General features: G+C 50.1%; 16 protein-coding genes. 6 read left to right on the top strand and 10 right to left on the bottom strand.

What is annotated here, in order from left to right; genetic code table 11:
- The 6 genes from ACFSW8_RS15310 to ACFSW8_RS15285 all read right to left on the bottom strand — a co-directional run.
- The coding region (locus tag ACFSW8_RS15310; RefSeq protein WP_377178695.1) for a metal-dependent hydrolase at positions 1 to 1,326 on the bottom strand (1,326 nt) is incomplete at its 3' end.
- 122 nt (positions 1,327 to 1,448) lie between these two features.
- Entirely contained in the window at positions 1,449 to 1,991 is a 543-nt protein-coding gene (locus ACFSW8_RS15305; RefSeq protein WP_377178693.1) for a hypothetical protein, read from the bottom strand.
- 216 nt (positions 1,992 to 2,207) lie between these two features.
- A complete protein-coding gene (locus ACFSW8_RS15300; protein WP_377178691.1) occupies positions 2,208 to 2,771 on the bottom strand; it encodes an HlyD family secretion protein in 564 nt (187 codons plus the stop codon).
- Positions 2,772 to 2,779: 8 nt separating this feature from the next.
- The gene (locus ACFSW8_RS15295) at positions 2,780 to 3,667 is read right to left on the bottom strand and encodes a hypothetical protein (protein WP_377085869.1); all 888 of its coding nucleotides are present in this window, start codon (positions 3,665 to 3,667) and stop codon (positions 2,780 to 2,782) included.
- Positions 3,660 to 3,977 (bottom strand): hypothetical protein, encoded by a 318-nt coding sequence (locus ACFSW8_RS15290; RefSeq protein ID WP_377178689.1) that lies wholly within the window; start codon positions 3,975 to 3,977, stop codon positions 3,660 to 3,662. The genes ACFSW8_RS15295 and ACFSW8_RS15290 overlap by 8 nt, the downstream gene beginning before the upstream one ends.
- Positions 3,978 to 4,007: 30 nt before the next feature.
- Positions 4,008 to 4,946: a tyrosine-type recombinase/integrase gene (locus tag ACFSW8_RS15285; RefSeq protein ID WP_377178687.1), complete on the bottom strand. Its 939-nt coding sequence runs from the start codon at positions 4,944 to 4,946 to the stop codon at positions 4,008 to 4,010.
- A gap of 337 nt (positions 4,947 to 5,283) precedes the next feature.
- Here ACFSW8_RS15285 and ACFSW8_RS15280 point away from each other — a divergent pair, with 337 nt between their 5' ends.
- On the top strand, positions 5,284 to 5,553 hold the full coding sequence (locus ACFSW8_RS15280) for a helix-turn-helix transcriptional regulator (RefSeq protein WP_377085864.1): 270 nt from the start codon (positions 5,284 to 5,286) through the stop codon (positions 5,551 to 5,553).
- Here ACFSW8_RS15280 and ACFSW8_RS15275 read toward each other — a convergent pair.
- Both ACFSW8_RS15275 and ACFSW8_RS15270 read right to left on the bottom strand, forming a co-directional pair.
- Positions 5,548 to 6,198, bottom strand: a complete 651-nt coding sequence (locus ACFSW8_RS15275; protein ID WP_377178685.1) for a hypothetical protein — start codon at positions 6,196 to 6,198, stop codon at positions 5,548 to 5,550. The two genes, ACFSW8_RS15280 and ACFSW8_RS15275, sit on opposite strands and share 6 nt — an antisense overlap.
- A gap of 1,136 nt (positions 6,199 to 7,334) precedes the next feature.
- The gene (locus tag ACFSW8_RS15270; protein WP_377085857.1) at positions 7,335 to 7,916 is read right to left on the bottom strand and encodes a hypothetical protein; all 582 of its coding nucleotides are present in this window, start codon (positions 7,914 to 7,916) and stop codon (positions 7,335 to 7,337) included.
- A 1,165-nt stretch (positions 7,917 to 9,081) separates the two neighbouring features.
- Between ACFSW8_RS15270 and ACFSW8_RS15265 the strand changes: the two genes are divergently transcribed.
- The 5 genes from ACFSW8_RS15265 to ACFSW8_RS15245 all read left to right on the top strand — a co-directional run bounded on the left by ACFSW8_RS15265 (position 9,082) and on the right by ACFSW8_RS15245 (position 16,095).
- Positions 9,082 to 9,705 carry an AAA family ATPase gene (locus tag ACFSW8_RS15265; protein ID WP_377085907.1) on the top strand — a complete coding sequence of 208 codons (624 nt, stop codon included), beginning with the start codon at positions 9,082 to 9,084 and terminating at the stop codon, positions 9,703 to 9,705.
- 37 nt (positions 9,706 to 9,742) lie between these two features.
- Complete coding sequence (locus ACFSW8_RS15260) at positions 9,743 to 9,982, top strand: hypothetical protein (protein WP_377085849.1); 240 nt, start codon at positions 9,743 to 9,745, stop codon at positions 9,980 to 9,982.
- 216 nt (positions 9,983 to 10,198) lie between these two features.
- The gene (locus ACFSW8_RS15255) at positions 10,199 to 11,755 is read left to right on the top strand and encodes a type I restriction-modification system subunit M (RefSeq protein WP_377085908.1); all 1,557 of its coding nucleotides are present in this window, start codon (positions 10,199 to 10,201) and stop codon (positions 11,753 to 11,755) included.
- Positions 11,752 to 12,984: a restriction endonuclease subunit S gene (locus ACFSW8_RS15250; protein ID WP_377085910.1), complete on the top strand. Its 1,233-nt coding sequence runs from the start codon at positions 11,752 to 11,754 to the stop codon at positions 12,982 to 12,984. Before ACFSW8_RS15255 ends, ACFSW8_RS15250 begins: the two co-directional genes overlap by 4 nt.
- Positions 12,985 to 12,987: 3 nt before the next feature.
- Entirely contained in the window at positions 12,988 to 16,095 is a 3,108-nt protein-coding gene (locus ACFSW8_RS15245) for a type I restriction endonuclease subunit R, EcoR124 family (RefSeq protein WP_377085877.1), read from the top strand.
- Positions 16,096 to 16,184: 89 nt separating this feature from the next.
- On the opposite strand, the gene ACFSW8_RS15240 is transcribed toward ACFSW8_RS15245, so the two are convergent.
- Both ACFSW8_RS15240 and ACFSW8_RS15235 read right to left on the bottom strand, forming a co-directional pair.
- Positions 16,185 to 16,370 carry a hypothetical protein gene (locus ACFSW8_RS15240; protein ID WP_377178683.1) on the bottom strand — a complete coding sequence of 62 codons (186 nt, stop codon included), beginning with the start codon at positions 16,368 to 16,370 and terminating at the stop codon, positions 16,185 to 16,187.
- Positions 16,357 to 16,775, bottom strand: a 419-nt coding sequence (locus ACFSW8_RS15235) for an HlyD family secretion protein (RefSeq protein WP_377178681.1), incomplete at its 5' end; no start/stop codon positions are given. The genes ACFSW8_RS15235 and ACFSW8_RS15240, both read right to left, overlap by 14 nt.

Raw genomic sequence — 16,775 nt, 5'->3', positions numbered from 1 at the left:
CGCATCCTCGATCGCTGACCGCTGAACCTTCAGTCTAGCAGCCGCAGTCTCTTCGTTTTTTTGCATCGTTTCGGCAGCCAGTAAAAGCTGCGCACGCGCATCGCCAAGCTTTGAACGCTCACTAAGCACCTTTTCCTTGTGCGCATTCCGTACCAAAGCCTGACCTTCACGCACCTCATCTCCAACATTCACCAGGCACGACTGCATGTCTGGTAAATCCTCCAACAAAACCTCCCGCGCGTGCTTCGTGAAATGATCCACCTCGGCCATCCCCTCAGCCTTCCCATGCTCAAATTCTGCGCGCACAAGTGCAACGCCCGATGCGACAACCACGTTACGGATAGCGCGCAAATCTTCGCCCCTGGCACTGCGCAAGGTTAGATTGCTCCCGCTCGCACTCGCGCGCGAAAACTCGCCTGTAATCGGCTTGTGCTGCCATGAAGTCGCAAGCACCAGATCCGCATTCACAAAACACTCTCCAGATTCAGGCAGCAAATCCAACAAATCACCAATACTGCGCCCAGTCATCTCAACCGTCCAACGTCTCACGGCGATTTCCTCCCCCTTCTCAGCCGTCACCCGAAATGCCCACATTTCAGCCTCATCGGCCTGCGAGCCTGCCGCAACCCGGTACGCTCTCCCGCTCTCGTCCTCGACCAACAACATCTCAGGGCCTAATGCATCCAAAATCCTAAACCTCCTCCCACGCTGCGCCTCGCGCTGCAATGGCGCATCCCCATCGAGCAGCGCGTAGACTTTGAAATCATCGCGCCAGCGCTGAAAATCTTCAACCGTCGCACCAGGACTTCCCACCATCCGATGGAAAGCAGGAGAAAACCCACCCTTAGCCAAGGGAATCAGCGCAAGCGTACCGAGACTCACACACGCTAACAGAGTCATCTCAGCAGGTGAACCGTAGGGGATACGCCAAGCTCGGTTATGAAAAGCCACGAACTCAAGGCGAGAAAACGGATAGAAAAGGGGGACACCTTGGATGTTAAAGGTGTCCAACAACACATGCGATGCAATCCCCATCAGCGCCCATGGCAATAGAGAATCACTAAAAATAAGCGTAGGTGACAGAGCCAGAGCAAATAACGCAAAACCCAACAATGAATGCGTCAATGTCCGATGCCCAAACTTCCTCTCCAAAGTCGCTGAAACCCACGGCACATACTTCCCAATGAAGCTCCGCTTGTGGTCAATATCCGGCAACAAACTCCCAACCAACAACGCAGCCCACCCCACCGCATCGGGCGAACTATCAAACCCAGTGCAGACCACCCCGACAGCTGCCCCCACACACAAATGCGTTAAATCTTTCATGCCTAGAAAAAGGCATGATACCTCATTCTAACAGTCTTCTAAAGAACGTAGTTAGAATGAGGTAAGTAAGTTTACCTTGCCGACCTCTAATAGATATTGAAAGCGGCTAGAAAGGTTAACATTTAGGCTAATACGGGCGCCAATGGTGATGGTGTATCTTCATCGACTCCGTCGCAAATCCTCTCGACACCTGCCTCAAGTAGACCCAGCAACCATTGTAACACCTTAAAGATAGCCTTCTCAAAAAGCTTTCTGAGTAAGCTAAGAATGATATCGACACCAACAGGTATAACTTTAATTAAGGCATCCGTCAGCTTTTTAGCTAGTTCCTTCAAGTAATCTTCATCAGGAAGAATATCTATCACGAGCTTACACACTGTTTCTCGAATCGTCTTTTTAAGATCACGCTTCTGCTTCTTGAAGTAGGATTTCGTCTTCTGCTTTGATTTGTATCGGCGGCGTCCTGGGGGGCCTCCAAATCTTTTCACAAGTCCATCTTCATCAGTCCCTTGATCATCGGCCATCACTTCTTCAATGTAGTTTAGACCTTCGGGTTCAAATTCTTCATTTAAGAACCTGTCTAACTCTTCTTCTGTAATTGCGTTTGCACTTTGCATGTCATTTTTATTTTTGGCTGTAAAAAGCCATGGTTTTACTAAAAACAAGTAATCAGCACTATTGGTGTTTAGTCGGTAGATTCCTTGTATTCATGTTACTGCAGAATAATCATAATGTAATCCGACCTATGAAAATAATGGTTCCAACGCGGAAGTGATTTATAAAAGCAGCGGGATCAGTAGTTTGATCAGTCAAAGAAATAAGTCTAAAATGGGATCTCTATCAAACATAAAAAATGTTAGCGTTTAAGAGCCTAAGTGTAATCACTCCAGCTTCCCCCTCTCCAACAAAGTCAGGCTCTCCAGCGCATCCACCTTGGCGGCTCGAGCATTCTGCGCATTGACCAATGCCGACTCCGCGCGTGCCAGCTTCGCCTGGACGCTCGCAACCTCCGATTCGCGCACATCGCCCTTCGCGTAAAGTGCCTGTTGCGCTTTCAGCTCTAACTCTAACGCCTTCTTTTCAAGCTCCAGAGCGCGCAACTGTGCATTGCTTGTCCGGAGCTCACGTTTCCCAGCCCTCACCGCAATCTCATGCTGCCGCTTGAGCTGGTTCAATCTCGCCGCTGCCTCCTCCGTGGTTTCGTCTGCCCTGGTCAACTTCAGCAAATCCACCGAAAACACCGGAACCGCTCCACCGTCCGAAGTTGCCGTCACCCCAACACGCGATGCCTCCGCTAGCTTCGTGCTCCAATTTTCCCGCCTTTTCTCCTCCGAAAACTTCCGCTCAGCGCGCAGAATTTCGGGCTGAAGATTCGCAGAAGCGCGCGCTGTCTCGTCGCTCCATTGGTAGGACGGAACGGGGGGGAGGCTCTGACATCCAGTCAAAAGAACGACTAAGAGGAGCGCGGCTTTAAGCTTCTGCGAATCCATGGAGATAAAATAATAAGGGTGACCATGGCAAAGCCAGAGATCACCAGAGCGTCCGTATCCGAGCGCGCACGCGCCAGATAGCGACCACCCGCTAACAACACTAAAAATAATAAAAGTAAGGGAGCCAGAGCAACATACTTCACATCCCTATCGACCAAACTTTCGGCCTCCTTCGCAATCGCTGACACACGCACCACCGTCTTCCCGCTGTGCTGCTTCGTGAGCCGTTGCAGCTCGTATGGAGAACCCTGAGCCAAGGCCAAAACCCGCTTGCGATACGCTTCCGAATCGTCCGCAGTGATTTCGTATTGTGCAATCAAGTCCTCGAGCAGAGCGGCACTCGATTTGCTATCCAAGGGCTCAATCAGCAATTCCACAAAGCGCTTCCAATACCGCTTCGTCCCAGCCTTAAGGAGATGCTTGGGCTCGATGCCGGCAATCACAATGCAGGAATCGACAAGCTGCTCTAACCATGGCCGATTCCCTGCCGTCACCGTCGAATTATCATCGATAATGAGAATCGTCTCAGGGTGCTTTGCAAACACACTAACAAGCTGCTTCGCCTTCTCGTCATTGGTGCGGTGCACCTTCCCAAAACTCTTCCAGTCCTCATACTTCAACCACTTCCGCTGATGCGCGAAATCGAAAAGAACCTTTAAAAAAGATCCAAATGCGGGACCAGTACGCTCCGCTTCGCAAACCGGCCCTAACTCCCGCAGCGCAGGAGCCAACCACGACAGAAATGCCGACTTCCCTAATCCTGCATCCCCCACCACCAAGACAGATTGACCGCTCGCAACATGCTTCAGCAGTTGCCTAGCTTCGTCATCTCTGCCGTATATCTCAGTCATTCACTCCAACGCATTCCGCTTCATTCAAACTCGAATGAATAAAGCACTGCGCAATAAATTGCTTCTCATCTCCTAAAGCGGTCACCACATAACCATACTTAGTCGTCAGACCTTGAATGTGCGCGACCTTGCTCATGTCGTGTCCAGACTCCTGCATCACCTTCGACCCTAGCCCCTTGATCTCATCCGCATTCAATGGCCTCCCCATCGACTCTACTTTTTCCCCCAATGGCTTCGAGCCATCTCCCACAATAAGATCCAATAAATCATCACCCTTCAGGCTGCCTAAAACAAAGAATCCGACACACATGCCGATAGTTGTTAGATTTCTCCTCATTCCCTAACAAATAACGTTAGGGAGACTTTCTGCAAGCTTTTCTAAGTCCGAGGCGTCTGCATGGAGATAAATTCCTGTCGTCGCCAGGCTCTCATGCCCCAGCGCATCTTTCACCGCATGGAGCTGCGCACCGTTGCGAATCGCAGCAGTCGCGAAGGTGTGCCGCATCATATGCGGATGCAATCGAAACGGTAAATTGGCATAATTCCCGCACCGCTCGCAGATATGCTGAATCGCGCGCGTCTTCAACCTCTCGAGACTTCCATGCCTCCGATGCACCCACACCGCATCCGACCGCTTATCCGGTGTCAGATCCCCATGCAAGGTCGAGCGCTCATCTAACCACTGCCGCAATGCCTTCCCCGCATTCTCAGACACATACACCAGCCGCTCCTTATTCCCTTTCCCGATAACCTTCAGCGAGCGCGGCAAGCCGCTCTCGTATTTCAAATCCCGCACATTCATCGCAGCAACCTCACTCACCCGCATCCCGCTAGAATAAAGCCAAGACATCAACGCCCAGTTCCTTGTGCGGTCATTCCTCCTACTCTCAGTAAAGGCGCAGCGAATCACCCGCTGCACCTCATCCGTCGTAATCGTCTCAGGCATCCGCTTCGGTAACTTCGGCTTGGAGATTTCAGAAGCCGGATTATCCATCCGCACTTTCTCCACCCGCACTAGGTAATCAAAAAACGCCCGAAAACTCGAAACCACCCGCGCCAAGTAACTCGGCTCCTTCTTCGCACGCCCTAACTCAGACAGGTAAGCTCGCAAATCCTGCGTAGAAAGAGAGAGAGCTGTTGCGCTAGACTGATGAAAGAAACGTTGGAGATCACCTAAGTAAGCATCCGCAGTCCCCTTCGCTAGTCCCTTCTCATACTGAATCCAGTCTGAAAAGTTGCGCAACAGCTCGCGTGTTTTTATGTCGGAAATTCTATACATAGGCGCGCTCGGCTCGTTCGTCAATTTTTTCGCCAAATTTGCGCGCCTCGCAATATATCCACTTGATACACAAATACCTCTAACCAGTCAATAATAGACTTCACATTAAATCATAATTTAACGCAAAGTCGAAAAGCCCCGAACCAAACACCTCAGAACCCTATAAAACAAAGACTTAACCGACAAATAACCCAACAAAACCACCGCAAATTGAAATCACACTTTACATTAAATTGTAGAATCTTGCGTTAAATCATCACTTCTTGCTGATCTCCAACATATCACCCTAACCAAAAGCCCATTGCATAGCATTGCATATACGTGCTAAGTTTAACTTATGGTTTCTCCCAATTCATCCATAATCGAACTCGAACGCTACCTTACTCCCGACGAAGTAGCGGAATGGTACGGCGTAAAATCCAAGGTGACTTTATGGAGATGGAGAAAAGAAGGACGCTTGCCATCTCCCGATCTAAATAGAGGGAACTTGAAGCGATGGAAAGTCCGCTCCCTGATAGAATGGGACAAAGTATTGATTGAAAAAGACCGACAGAATATTCGTAGCTCGGAAGGGAAATCACTACTAAATAGACTCGGTTTTTCATAACTTAATCCCGTACCTTTCGCATGCATCTATCAATCTCGGTGGGTAACTCCTAACCGGAGTCTCCCCCAATGCAGAAGCCAGTTCGTCTTGGCACCGCTTTGCAAATGTCACTTGGTCAGTCCAATACCTCCGCGCTCGATCCACACATTCACTTGCACTCGAACGGCATTTCTCCAGCTCTAACTTGAAAAGGTGAGAAGCGTAGGCCAATGGGGATCTAGCCAAGCCGTCAGCCGTGGCAGAATCAGCAATGCGGAAAGCCCTGGCAGCCGCCTTCTCAACATCATCGCGCCAGTATCCAGCCTTAAAAGCTCGGTGCAAAATCCTAGCTAACTCATTGTGTGTTAACATTAATCTCTTAAACCTGTCTTTCCACCCTTGGCGCATGAGCTGTCTAGAAAATGAAAATGAGAGAACTCTTAACGAATTCTTCGAGCGTTTGCGAGTGTTGTTAAATTCTGCCTCTTTAGAGGCTAGTTCTTTATCAATGTCACTTGGTCGTTTCTTAGCAAACGCAACACCTTCAATCAAAGCTGCCCCAGGTTGGAAACTTTCGCGCAATCCGCGCTTCTTCCCTTCGGCTGTTTTATCAAATGCCTCACGCTGATTCTCCTCGTACCAATCAAAACAACAGAAAAGCACCATTCTCCCCCGCCCTTCTGTCTTATTCGCAGAGCGAAAAACAAATTCACGGCACAATTTCTCCTCCTCGCGGATCTCGTTCAAACACCTCTGGAGTTGCCGTTTGGAACAAGAAAACGTTACACTAACCTTGTCCATATCAAGACGAGCCCAAGCCCCTCTCGAGTCTTGAGCTATTTTGCGCAATAGTCCCAACAGCCTATACCTTAGCGGTATACGTCTAGAATTACGCGCTTCATTTATTTCGAGAGTTTCCGACATTCTCAACACGCTGAAGGCGTTACAGGCTTATAGGTTTTATCGTTACACATAGCAAGAGGAAAGAACACATCCTCTAATCTAACTTTTATGCTGTTAGTGCGCAAGACAATCCATCACCCGACAAATCCGCCAACGGCTAACTGCGTTAACTAACACACGATCAGTATCAAAGCACCAAAGGCGGCTCGTCCAATCCCAACATTTCCCACCCGTCAGAGTCACGCGCTGTGCCAAAGCACATCCCGCGCCTATGACTCACTTTCTCAGGCAAAGGCGAACAACGCTGCAGCCGCGCGGCATTCTCACGCGTTCGTTCCTCACACAGATGAGAATTGCGTGCGCAGCTTCGCTCGATATCCATCACACCGCTGAGCAGCGTCAGACGCTCGGCAATGCCGCGCTCCAGCTGCCGCTCTCAGCTCCCCGCTCGGGTGGGGCTGCGCGGGTGCGCACGTCACGCGCCTGCAAGGCGCATCGCAGGTGGGTGCTTGCCCCACCCTCGCGGCTATCGACTACCTTTCTGGTCTTTCGTTGGCTACCTGGCGCCGGGCGCTGCGGGTGAGCGTTAGAACAGGCGAGCTCGCACGCTTGCGCCTTTGATTTGCCGACGGAGGTCGGGCGCAGGTGGCCGCCGTGCTGCGCACTCCACGTCCACCCCCACCCTGCCTGCGCGGCACTACTGGTCGCTGCGCTCCCAGTAGTGCCGCTTGCCCCTCCCTCGGTCGATCGTTGCAGCCGCCAGATTAAGCCCTCCATCACCGACCACCCCCCTCCAGACCATCATCCATCCGGGGCCGTTTAATCCGGCGCCCTAATCCAGCGCCCAGTCACCCCTTCGGGTTCAATGATTCATGAAATCATGATTTCATGAAAAAGTGTTAGTATGTGATAGTTTTTAGGATCTTGTTGGATCGTGTGTCGATGACAGTGACTTGGTTGTAGGAAATATCGTAGGAAGCAAATTTATGCCATAACCATGATTTTCGAATAAATCTTAAGGAAGCGGGGGGAGTTAATTCATCAAGATCCCACACAATGGGTGGGTCATTCGGGTGCTTTGTATTCTTATAGACCCAGGTGTGAACATTACTCTCTGCAAAAACAGCCTCAGCAGAATCCTTAGGTTTGATGTCCGCAAGGTATTTTGATGTAGATCCTTTTGCTAATCGATACTCTACGAGTTCATAGGAGTCAGCGTCTGAAAAAGGAGCTTCCTGGCTTAATATGTTTTCATAATGGTAAGCCCATGAATTGAAGAAGAGAGAAAGAGAAAGAATCCAAAGGAGGGTGCTTATCCATAGAAATCTAGGAAAGCGAATTTTTCTGATGAAACATAGTCCTAGTAAAACGAGAGTTAGGCTGGTGGTTACGAAAAAAAGCGGGTCCCAATTCTGGAGGTCACTCAGTGGAAGAATGAGGAATTTGAAAAAATCTGAGAGGAGTCCTTTAATCGTATCCATATCACTCCTCCTCTTCTTTTTTGGGGTTTAGTAGAGCCAAAGCGCTGATGAAAATGATGAAAATTCCAAAGAACGCGAAATCGATATACCCATGGTACAGTTCTGACTGAATGTTTAACTTCTGGAATCCCACATAGAGTGGGTATCCGAATAGAATGGAGAACGGGATGAGAATAAGGATTCCCACTGCCCTTAAGAAAGAGTGTGCCATGCTTTTATCTAAAGGTTAATTTATGAAAGACTTGGTAGCCTTGTGCCTGTGAAAAAACGGTCTCACAGAGTGTTTAATTTTACTTTATTCCATTATGTAAAATTGGAACGGCGTGGCCTCTTAGTTTATTCCATTATGTAAAATTGGAACGGCGTGGTCTCTTAGTTTGTTCCATTATGGAAAATCAGCCTGCTCCAGCCAGTGCTTCGTCTGCCGTTTCTGCGGACACTTCGCTCGGTCCTGGCATTCTGCTAGGACACGCTTCGCACCGCATTCACTCACGTCTCACACACGCTTCCGCGGATCACCTTTAATGGGCTCCGCCCTCGTGTTGGACACAGCGCTTTGCGCTCAGTGCTGCACCCACCATTGACGCATATTGCGCCCAGTCACCCCTTCGGGTTCAATGATTCATGAAATCATGATTTCATGAAGATGTGCAACAATCGCAAAGAAGGCCGGAGCATGCTCCAGCCTTCTTCTATCGTTTTTGTCGTTTTTAATACACTGCCTCAAGGTGGCAGCCCGCAACCTAACAAAAAATCCCCTTCTGTAAACCCCTTTGGGAATTCAGCCTGCTCCAGCCAGTGCTTCGTCTGCCGTTTCTGCGGACGCTTCGCTCAGTCCTGGCATTCTGCTAGGACACGCTTTGCACCGCAACCACTCACGTCTCACACACGCTTCCGCGGATCACCTTTAATGGACTCCGTCCTCGTGCTGGACACAGCGCCTTGCGCTCAGTCCAGCACCCACCATGCAGCTGCGCGCATTGCGTAAAGCCTTGTCCTCGTCGCTATACTCCTGCGGGAACGCTTGACCCACTGCGCTTCCTCCAGCTGCTAGACGGTTAATGCGTTTCATTTCGCGGGAATTTCCATTCCCCTGAAATGGCACTCAAACCAATATGGAGGGCTATCGCATTGACTCTTCATGATTTCATGATTTCATGCTTCCATGAAAACAGTCTGCATTCTGTCCCAAAAGGGGGGATCTGGAAAAACCACCCTGGCAATCAACCTCGCGGTCGCTTCCCAGCTCAAAGGAAAGTCCGCGATGATCGCAGACATGGACTCTCAGCAATCTAGCTCGATGTGGCACACGGCACGCGCTGACGATTTCCCCTACGTCCAGGCGACCGATTCCAAAGGGCTCAAGCAGCTGCACGCAGCAGCCGAGGAACAAGGCTTCGACCACTTCTTCATCGATACCGCACCCACCTCCAACAAGGACTCATTGGAAGCCGTAGAAATTGCCGATGTCATTGCCGTCACCTGTAAGCCATCGATCATGGACCTGCGCGCCATCTCCAACACGATTGACCTCATCGAAATGGCCAAGCTCAAAGACAAATGCAAAGCCTTCATGGTGCTCTCGATGGTCGAGCACTACAGCACACGCGACCGCGAAGAATCGGAAGCGCTACTAAAAGAGCTAAAAATGAAAGTCTGCCCTCAATGGTTAGGCACCAGAGTTGCCTACAGACGCTCACTAATCGAAGGCGAGGGGGTCCAGGAATACGAGCCAAGAGGCAAAGCCGCAGAAGAAATCGCCGCTATTCACAAATTCATGAAAATATGATTTCATGAATTCATGAAAATGTGATTTACTCGTTTCCATGCCAAAGAAAAAGCCCTCAATCAACTTAGACAGCCTCAAGAGCGCGACCAAGAACGTCTCGCGCCCAGTCGACACGCTGAAGAGCGAAAAGGAATCGGAAGCAAAAGTCCCCATCCAAGTCTACTGCACCGAGGAACAAAAAAAGCAGCTCAAGGTAGCCTCAGCCCTCACCTGCCGCTCCATGACCTCCCTCCTAACCGAAGCCCTAGATAACGTGATCAAAAAACACGGATCTTGATTCTAGCAATGGTATGCTTAGAAATCCGGCATTCGAATTCCCGTTTTCCATAATGGAACAAACGAGGTGATGATCAGCCTTCCAATTTTCCATAATGGAATAAATCATACTGCGAATCGAACCTAACGTGTCGACGCTTCGCTTGGTTGGGACACTTATTGTCCCACCCTCTATCTATGCTCGACCTGAAGGCTAGCAGAATTACGTTTAGAAAAAATGACAAGCAACCAACAATTTGACGAACTAAAGAGAAGAATCTGGCAGATTGCCAATGACGTGCGCGGCACCGTGGACGGTTGGGATTTCAAGCAATATGTCCTGGGCGCACTCTTCTATCGATTCGTCAGTGAAAATTTCTCCCGCTACATTGAAGCCGGCGACGACAGCATCAACTACGCTGCGCTCGATGACTCTATCATCACCCCTGACATCAAGAGCGATGCCATCAAAACAAAGGGGTACTTCATTTACCCAAGCCAGCTTTTCGCCAATGTGGTCGCCTCCGCGAACCACAATGAAAACCTGAACACCGACCTCAAGGCGATCTTCGATGCCATCGAAGGATCAGCCATGGGCTTCGACTCCGAGGAAGACATCAAGGACCTCTTCGCAGACTTCGACACCACCAGCAACCGCCTTGGCCAGACGGTCAAGGATAAGAATGCGCGCCTCGCTGCCGTGCTCAAGGGCGTGGCTGAGCTCGACTTCGGCGACTTCGAGGACAATCAAATCGACCTCTTCGGTGATGCCTACGAATTCCTCATCTCCAACTACGCCGCCAATGCTGGGAAATCTGGTGGTGAATTCTTCACCCCACAGCAGGTTTCCAAGCTCATCGCGCAGCTTGCCATCCACGGCCAAGACAGCGTGAACAAGGTCTACGACCCTGCCGCTGGTTCTGGATCGCTCTTGCTTCAGGCGAAAAAGCACATCGAAGACCACCGCATCGAGGAAGGATTCTTCGGCCAGGAAATCAACCACACCACCTACAACCTGGCGCGCATGAACATGTTCCTGCACAACGTGAACTACGACAAGTTCAACATCCAGCTAGGAAACACCCTTACCGACCCGAAACTGCGCGATGATAAGCCCTTCGATGCCATCGTCTCGAACCCACCGTACTCTATCAAATGGAAGGGCTCCGATGACCCCACCTTGATCAATGACGAGCGCTTCGCTCCCGCAGGGGTGCTCGCTCCGAAGAGCAAGGCAGACTTCGCCTTCGTCATGCACTGCCTCAACTACCTTTCTCCCAAAGGTCGCGCGGCCTTGGTCTGCTTCCCTGGCATCTTCTACCGTGCCGGCGCTGAGAAGAAGATTCGCCAATACCTGGTCGACAACAACTACGTCGAATCCGTTATTTCACTCGCAGGTAACCTCTTCTTCGGCACCACCATCGCCGTCAATATCATGGTGCTCTCCAAAAAGAAAACCGACACCCGCGTCCAGTTCATCGACGCATCAGGCGAGAAATTCTTCAAAAAAGAAACCAACAACAACGTGATGACCGATGACCACATCGCATCCATCATCGCGCACTTTGACAGCAAAAAAGACGTCGAACACGTCGCCAAGTCGGTCCGCATGGAGGACGTCGCCGCGAACGACTACAACCTCTCCGTCAGCTCCTACGTCGAGGCCAAGGACACCCGCGAAGTCATCAACATCACCGAGCTCAACCACCAGCTCGAAACCACCGTCGCCAAAATCGATACACTCCGCAGCAGCATCGATTCCATCGTCGCAGAAATCGAAGGGAGCCAAGCATGATCGAAAGCAAGTTTCTAGAAAAGCTCCTCGATGGGGAAGAGGTGGAGTGGGTGCCGTTGGGTGAGATTGCCACGGTTAGAACAGGCCAGGCTGTAAATAAAAGAATGATAGCCGACAACCCTGGTGAATACGCGGTGATTAATAGTGGTAAAGAACCGCTTGGGTATATCGATCAATGGAATACGGAAAATGATCCTATTGGTATAACCTCAAGGGGAGCTGGTGTTGGATCGATCACATGGCAGGAGGGGAAATATTATCGAGGTAATTTAAACTATTCAGCCAGTATTAAAGAGGGATCAAATATAGAAATTAAGTACTTACTTCATCTACTACTCTATATGCAGTCTAGCATTCACACATTGTGCACCTTCGATGGAATTCCTGCTCTGAATGCAAGTAGTCTAAAACAACTCCAAATCCCCATCCCATCCCCCTCAAACCCGTCTAAGTCACTCGCCATTCAAGCGGAGATCGTGCGCATCCTCGACACCTTCACCGAGCTAACCACCGAGCTAACCAACGAGCTAGACGCCCGCAAAAAACAATACAACCACTACCGCGACCAGCTCCTCACCTTCGAAGTAGGAGATGTGGAGTGGAAGCACCTAGAAGACTTGTTAGTAGATAAGTTTTGGATAATGCCCGCTACGCCCAAGTTTAATGAAGATGAGGTAATACCTTATATAACCTCAAAGAATGTTGGAGGTGGTAATATTCATTTCGATAAAATAAAGTTTATTTCTCGAGATGATTATCGAAGATTGTCAAAAAATAGACCAATTCTAGCAGGTGACTTTCTAATCAGCATGATTGGTACAATAGGGGAGGTTGCTCGGGTAAAAAAATCTGACTTAGAATTTTATGGGCAAAATATGTATTTAGTACGTCTTGATGAGAGTTTGATGAATGGCAGTTATTTTTTGCACTTTTTTGATTCTCCTAAAATGAAAAGTCATTTTTGTTCGGTAAAAAACAATTCCGGTCAAGGGTACTTAAAGGCAAAGGATATTGAAAAATTGAGAATCCCCATCCCCTTCCCAAACGACACCGCCAAATCACTCGCCGAGCAAGCCCGCATCGTCGCCATTCTCGACAAGTTCGACACGCTCACCCACTCGATCAGCGAAGGTCTCCCGCGCGAAATCGAGCTGCGCCAGAAGCAATACGAATACTACCGCGACTTGCTCCTGAGCTTCCCGAAACCTGAACAGCAACAAAGCGCCTAAGCCATGAGCCAGACCTTGAAACCCATTGCCGAGACCAACAACTTCATCGTGCTCGATAGCTACGAGCGCTATGTAGAGAAAAACACCGGCCACCAGAGCGAAGACGCGCTCGAGCGTGAATTTGTCCAGGACTTGGTGAATCAAGGCTACGAATTTGCCAAGCACATCACCACGCCCGAGGCGATGCTCGCCAATGTGCGCGTGCAGTTGGAAGATCTCAACAAGGTGAAGTTCTCCAGCGAGGAATGGAGCCGCTTTGTCAGTCAATATCTCGACCCACCGAGCGAGAACAGCACCGATAAAGCACGCAAGATCCATGATGATTACATCAAAGACTTCGTCTTCGACGACGGTCACATCGAGAACATCAAGCTCATCGATAAAAAGCATGTGATCAACAATAAGCTGCAAGTCATCAAGCAGTTTGAGCAAACGGGAACCCATAAAAACCGCTATGACGTCACCATCCTGGTGAACGGCCTGCCAATGGTACAGGTGGAGCTCAAAAAGCGTGGAGTTGCGATCCGCGAGGCCTTCAACCAGGTCCACCGCTACAGCAAGGAAAGCTTCAACTCTGAGAACTCGCTCTACAAGTACCTGCAGCTCTTCGTCATCTCCAATGGCACCGACAGCCGCTACTTCGCAAACACGACCAAGCGCAACAAGAACACCTTCGACTTCACCATGAACTGGGCGAAGTCGGACAACTCACTGATCAAAGACCTGAAGGACTTCACGGCGACCTTCTTTCAGAAGAACACCGTGCTCGAAGTCCTCTTCAAGTACTCAGTCTTCGATGTCAGCGACACCTTGTTAGTCATGCGTCCCTACCAGATTGCAGCGACCGAGCGCATCCTCTGGAAAATCCGTGGTGCCTATGAAGGCAAGAACTGGGGGAAGACAGAAAGCGGCGGCTATATCTGGCACACCACGGGCTCAGGCAAGACCCTCACCAGCTTCAAGGCGGCGCAAATTGCCACCACCCTCGATTTCATCGATAAAGTATTCTTCGTCGTCGACCGTAAAGACCTCGATTACCAAACGATGAAAGAATACCAACGCTTTTCCCCCGATAGCGTCAATGGATCCGATAGCACCGCTGGGCTGAAACGTAACCTCGATAAAGAAGACGATAAAATCGTCGTTACCACCATCCAGAAGCTCAACAACCTCATGCGAGGCACTGAAAAGCTCTCGATCTACGACAAGCAAGTTGTCTTCATCTTCGATGAATGCCACCGCAGCCAGTTCGGAGAGGCGCAAAAGAACCTACAGAAGAAGTTCAAGAAATACTACCAATTCGGCTTCACTGGGACTCCTATTTTCCCAGAGAATGCTTCAGGTGCGGAAACCACCGGCAGCGTCTTCGGACGTCAGCTGCATTCCTACGTCATCACCGATGCCATCCGTGATGAAAAGGTGCTCAAGTTCAAGGTCGACTACAACGACGTGCGCCCGAAGTTTAAGGCCATCGAGTCGGAGAAAGATGAGAAAAAACTCAGTGCCGCAGAGAATAAGAAAGCCTTGCTGCACCCGGACCGCATCGGGGAAATCACCGAATACATTCTCCGGAATTTTAACATTAAAACCCACCGTGCCCACATCGGCGCAAAAGGGTTCAATGCCATGTTCGCCGTCAGCAGCGTCGCTGCTGCCAAGGCCTACTACGAGGCATTCAAAATCCAGCAGCAAGATCGCGAGCCATCGAAGCGCCTGAAGGTTGCTACGATCTTTTCCTTTGCCGCAAATGAGGCACAAGACGCCATCGGCGACATTCCAGAAGAAAGCTTCGAGGTGAGTGCCATGAATAGCAGCGCTAAAGAATTTCTCACCGCTGCCATCAATGACTACAATGCCATGTTCAAAGGCAATTTCGGCGTCGATAGCAAAGGGTTTCAGGATTACTACCGGGACCTCGCGCTGCGCGTGCAGAAACAGGAAGTCGACCTACTCATCGTCGTGGGCATGTTCCTAACTGGATTTGATGCACCGTCCTTGAACACGCTATTTGTCGACAAGAACCTGCGCTACCATGGTCTGCTCCAGGCCTATTCACGTACCAACCGTATCTACGATGCGACAAAGTCATTCGGCAACATCGTCACCTTCCGAGACCTCGAACAGAACACCATCGACACCATCACACTCTTCGGAGATGCGAACACGCGCAACATGGTGCTCGAGAAGAGCTACAAGGAATACATGGAAGGCTTCACCGACATCGCTACCGGGAGAGCCTCCCGGGGATATGTTGATGTGGTCGCCGAGCTCAAAGAAAAGTTCCCCGACCCGAGCGCCATTGAGAAAGAGGAAGACAAGAAAGCTTTCGCTAAGCTCTTCGGTGAATACTTGCGCGTGGAAAACGTGCTGAGTAACTACGACGAATTCACCAGCCTCAAAGAACTTCAAAAGGTCGATCTATCAGACGGCAATGCCCTCGAAGAATTCAAAGCGCAGCATTACCTCACCGACGACGACATCGAGGAAATGAAAAAAATCGATGTCCCATCAGAGCGTGAAATCCAAGACTATCGATCCACCTACAACGACACCCGTGAGTGGATTAATCGTGAGAGGGGAAACAACGACAACGATAAATCAACCATCGATTGGGATGATGTCGTCTTCGAGGTCGACTTGCTCAAGTCGCAAGAAATCAACCTCGACTACATCCTCGAACTCATCGTCGATAAAAAGAAGGCCAACACCACCAAAGAAGACCTCATCGAAGACGTCCGAAAAGCCATCCGCGCTAGCTTAGGAAGTCGCGCAAAAGAGAGCCTGGTCGTGGATTTCATCAATCAAACCGACCTCGATACCATGGGCGACAAAGCTTCCGTCATGGAAGACTTCTATGCCTACGCCCAGGAACAACAACGTATCGAAGCTGAGTCCATCATTGCCGATGAAAACCTCAATAGAGCAGAGGCTAGACGCTACATAAAGGCCTCCTTGAAGCGTGAGTATGCGTCCGAAAATGGCACCGCCCTAAATGCCACCTTGCCCAAAATGAGCCCACTCAACCCCCAGTACAAAACCAAGAAACAAACCGTATTTCAGAAGATTTCAGACTTCGTCGAAAAATTCAAAAACATCGGTGGAAGTATCTGATAAATAGAAATCATGATTTCATGAAATCATGAATCACGTGAGAGATATAATCGATAGTTTTACACCTGTAAAACTATTACGTAATAGTCTTAAGCCACTGTCTTATGCTTCACCCCTTGCTCGCGCTCGATTTTCTTGCGTTGGCGGTAGAGCTTTTGACGGCATTTATTGGAGCATGTGCCGGCTACTTTACGCTTCTCGGTGAGGTCAGCCCCGCAGACGAGGCAGCAGGAATTAGCCATGTACATGATGGGGGAATTCTTAAAAAGTCCCATTTGTTGTGCCTGAGCCATGGGTCACAGTCTGCACCATCTCGACCACAACGTCAATTCCATCCGTACCAACCGACTCGACACGGATGCCCGTCACTTTCCCATCGATAGGGCACCGCGCCCATTCTTGCGCAGCCAAGGCTTGCAGCCGCTCCTGGGCTCCGCGCTCAGCCGCGTCGAGGTTGATCTTCAACTTCTTAAACTCCAACCTCTGCTCGTGGAGAGCCCTCAGCGTCTCGCTCTCCTGCTCCTCGAGCGCAGCCAGCGCACGCTTGCTCTCCGCATGTTCGCGTTGGGTCTTCGCTCCCTGCTCAACCAACCACCGCACCTTCTCAACCTCCGACTTCGCATCCTCGATCGCTGACCGCTGAACCTTCAGTCTAGCAGCCGCAGTCTCTTCGTTTTTTT

It is taken from the genome of Rubritalea tangerina, from assembly GCF_042683245.1.
In the GTDB taxonomy this organism is placed as follows: Bacteria; Verrucomicrobiota; Verrucomicrobiia; order Verrucomicrobiales; family Akkermansiaceae; genus Rubritalea; species Rubritalea tangerina.
The sequence above is the reverse complement of the archived record's forward strand: the minus strand, read 5'-3'. Positions and strand labels throughout refer to the sequence as shown.

Bases quoted from the DNA above. Each gene is read 5' to 3' on its own strand.
- ACFSW8_RS15280 (WP_377085864.1), top strand. From the start codon at position 5,284: ATGGTTTCTCCCAATTCATCCATAATCGAACTCGAACGCTACCTTACT.
- ACFSW8_RS15285 (WP_377178687.1), bottom strand. From the start codon at position 4,946: ATGTATAGAATTTCCGACATAAAAACACGCGAGCTGTTGCGCAACTTT.
- ACFSW8_RS15260 (WP_377085849.1), top strand. From the start codon at position 9,743: ATGCCAAAGAAAAAGCCCTCAATCAACTTAGACAGCCTCAAGAGCGCG.
- ACFSW8_RS15240 (WP_377178683.1), bottom strand. From the start codon at position 16,370: ATGGGACTTTTTAAGAATTCCCCCATCATGTACATGGCTAATTCCTGC.
- ACFSW8_RS15250 (WP_377085910.1), top strand. From the start codon at position 11,752: ATGATCGAAAGCAAGTTTCTAGAAAAGCTCCTCGATGGGGAAGAGGTG.
- ACFSW8_RS15275 (WP_377178685.1), bottom strand. From the start codon at position 6,198: ATGGTGCTTTTCTGTTGTTTTGATTGGTACGAGGAGAATCAGCGTGAG.
- ACFSW8_RS15290 (WP_377178689.1), bottom strand. From the start codon at position 3,977: ATGTGTGTCGGATTCTTTGTTTTAGGCAGCCTGAAGGGTGATGATTTA.
- ACFSW8_RS15245 (WP_377085877.1), top strand. From the start codon at position 12,988: ATGAGCCAGACCTTGAAACCCATTGCCGAGACCAACAACTTCATCGTG.
- ACFSW8_RS15265 (WP_377085907.1), top strand. From the start codon at position 9,082: ATGAAAACAGTCTGCATTCTGTCCCAAAAGGGGGGATCTGGAAAAACC.
- ACFSW8_RS15295 (WP_377085869.1), bottom strand. From the start codon at position 3,667: ATGACTGAGATATACGGCAGAGATGACGAAGCTAGGCAACTGCTGAAG.
- ACFSW8_RS15255 (WP_377085908.1), top strand. From the start codon at position 10,199: ATGACAAGCAACCAACAATTTGACGAACTAAAGAGAAGAATCTGGCAG.
- ACFSW8_RS15270 (WP_377085857.1), bottom strand. From the start codon at position 7,916: ATGGATACGATTAAAGGACTCCTCTCAGATTTTTTCAAATTCCTCATT.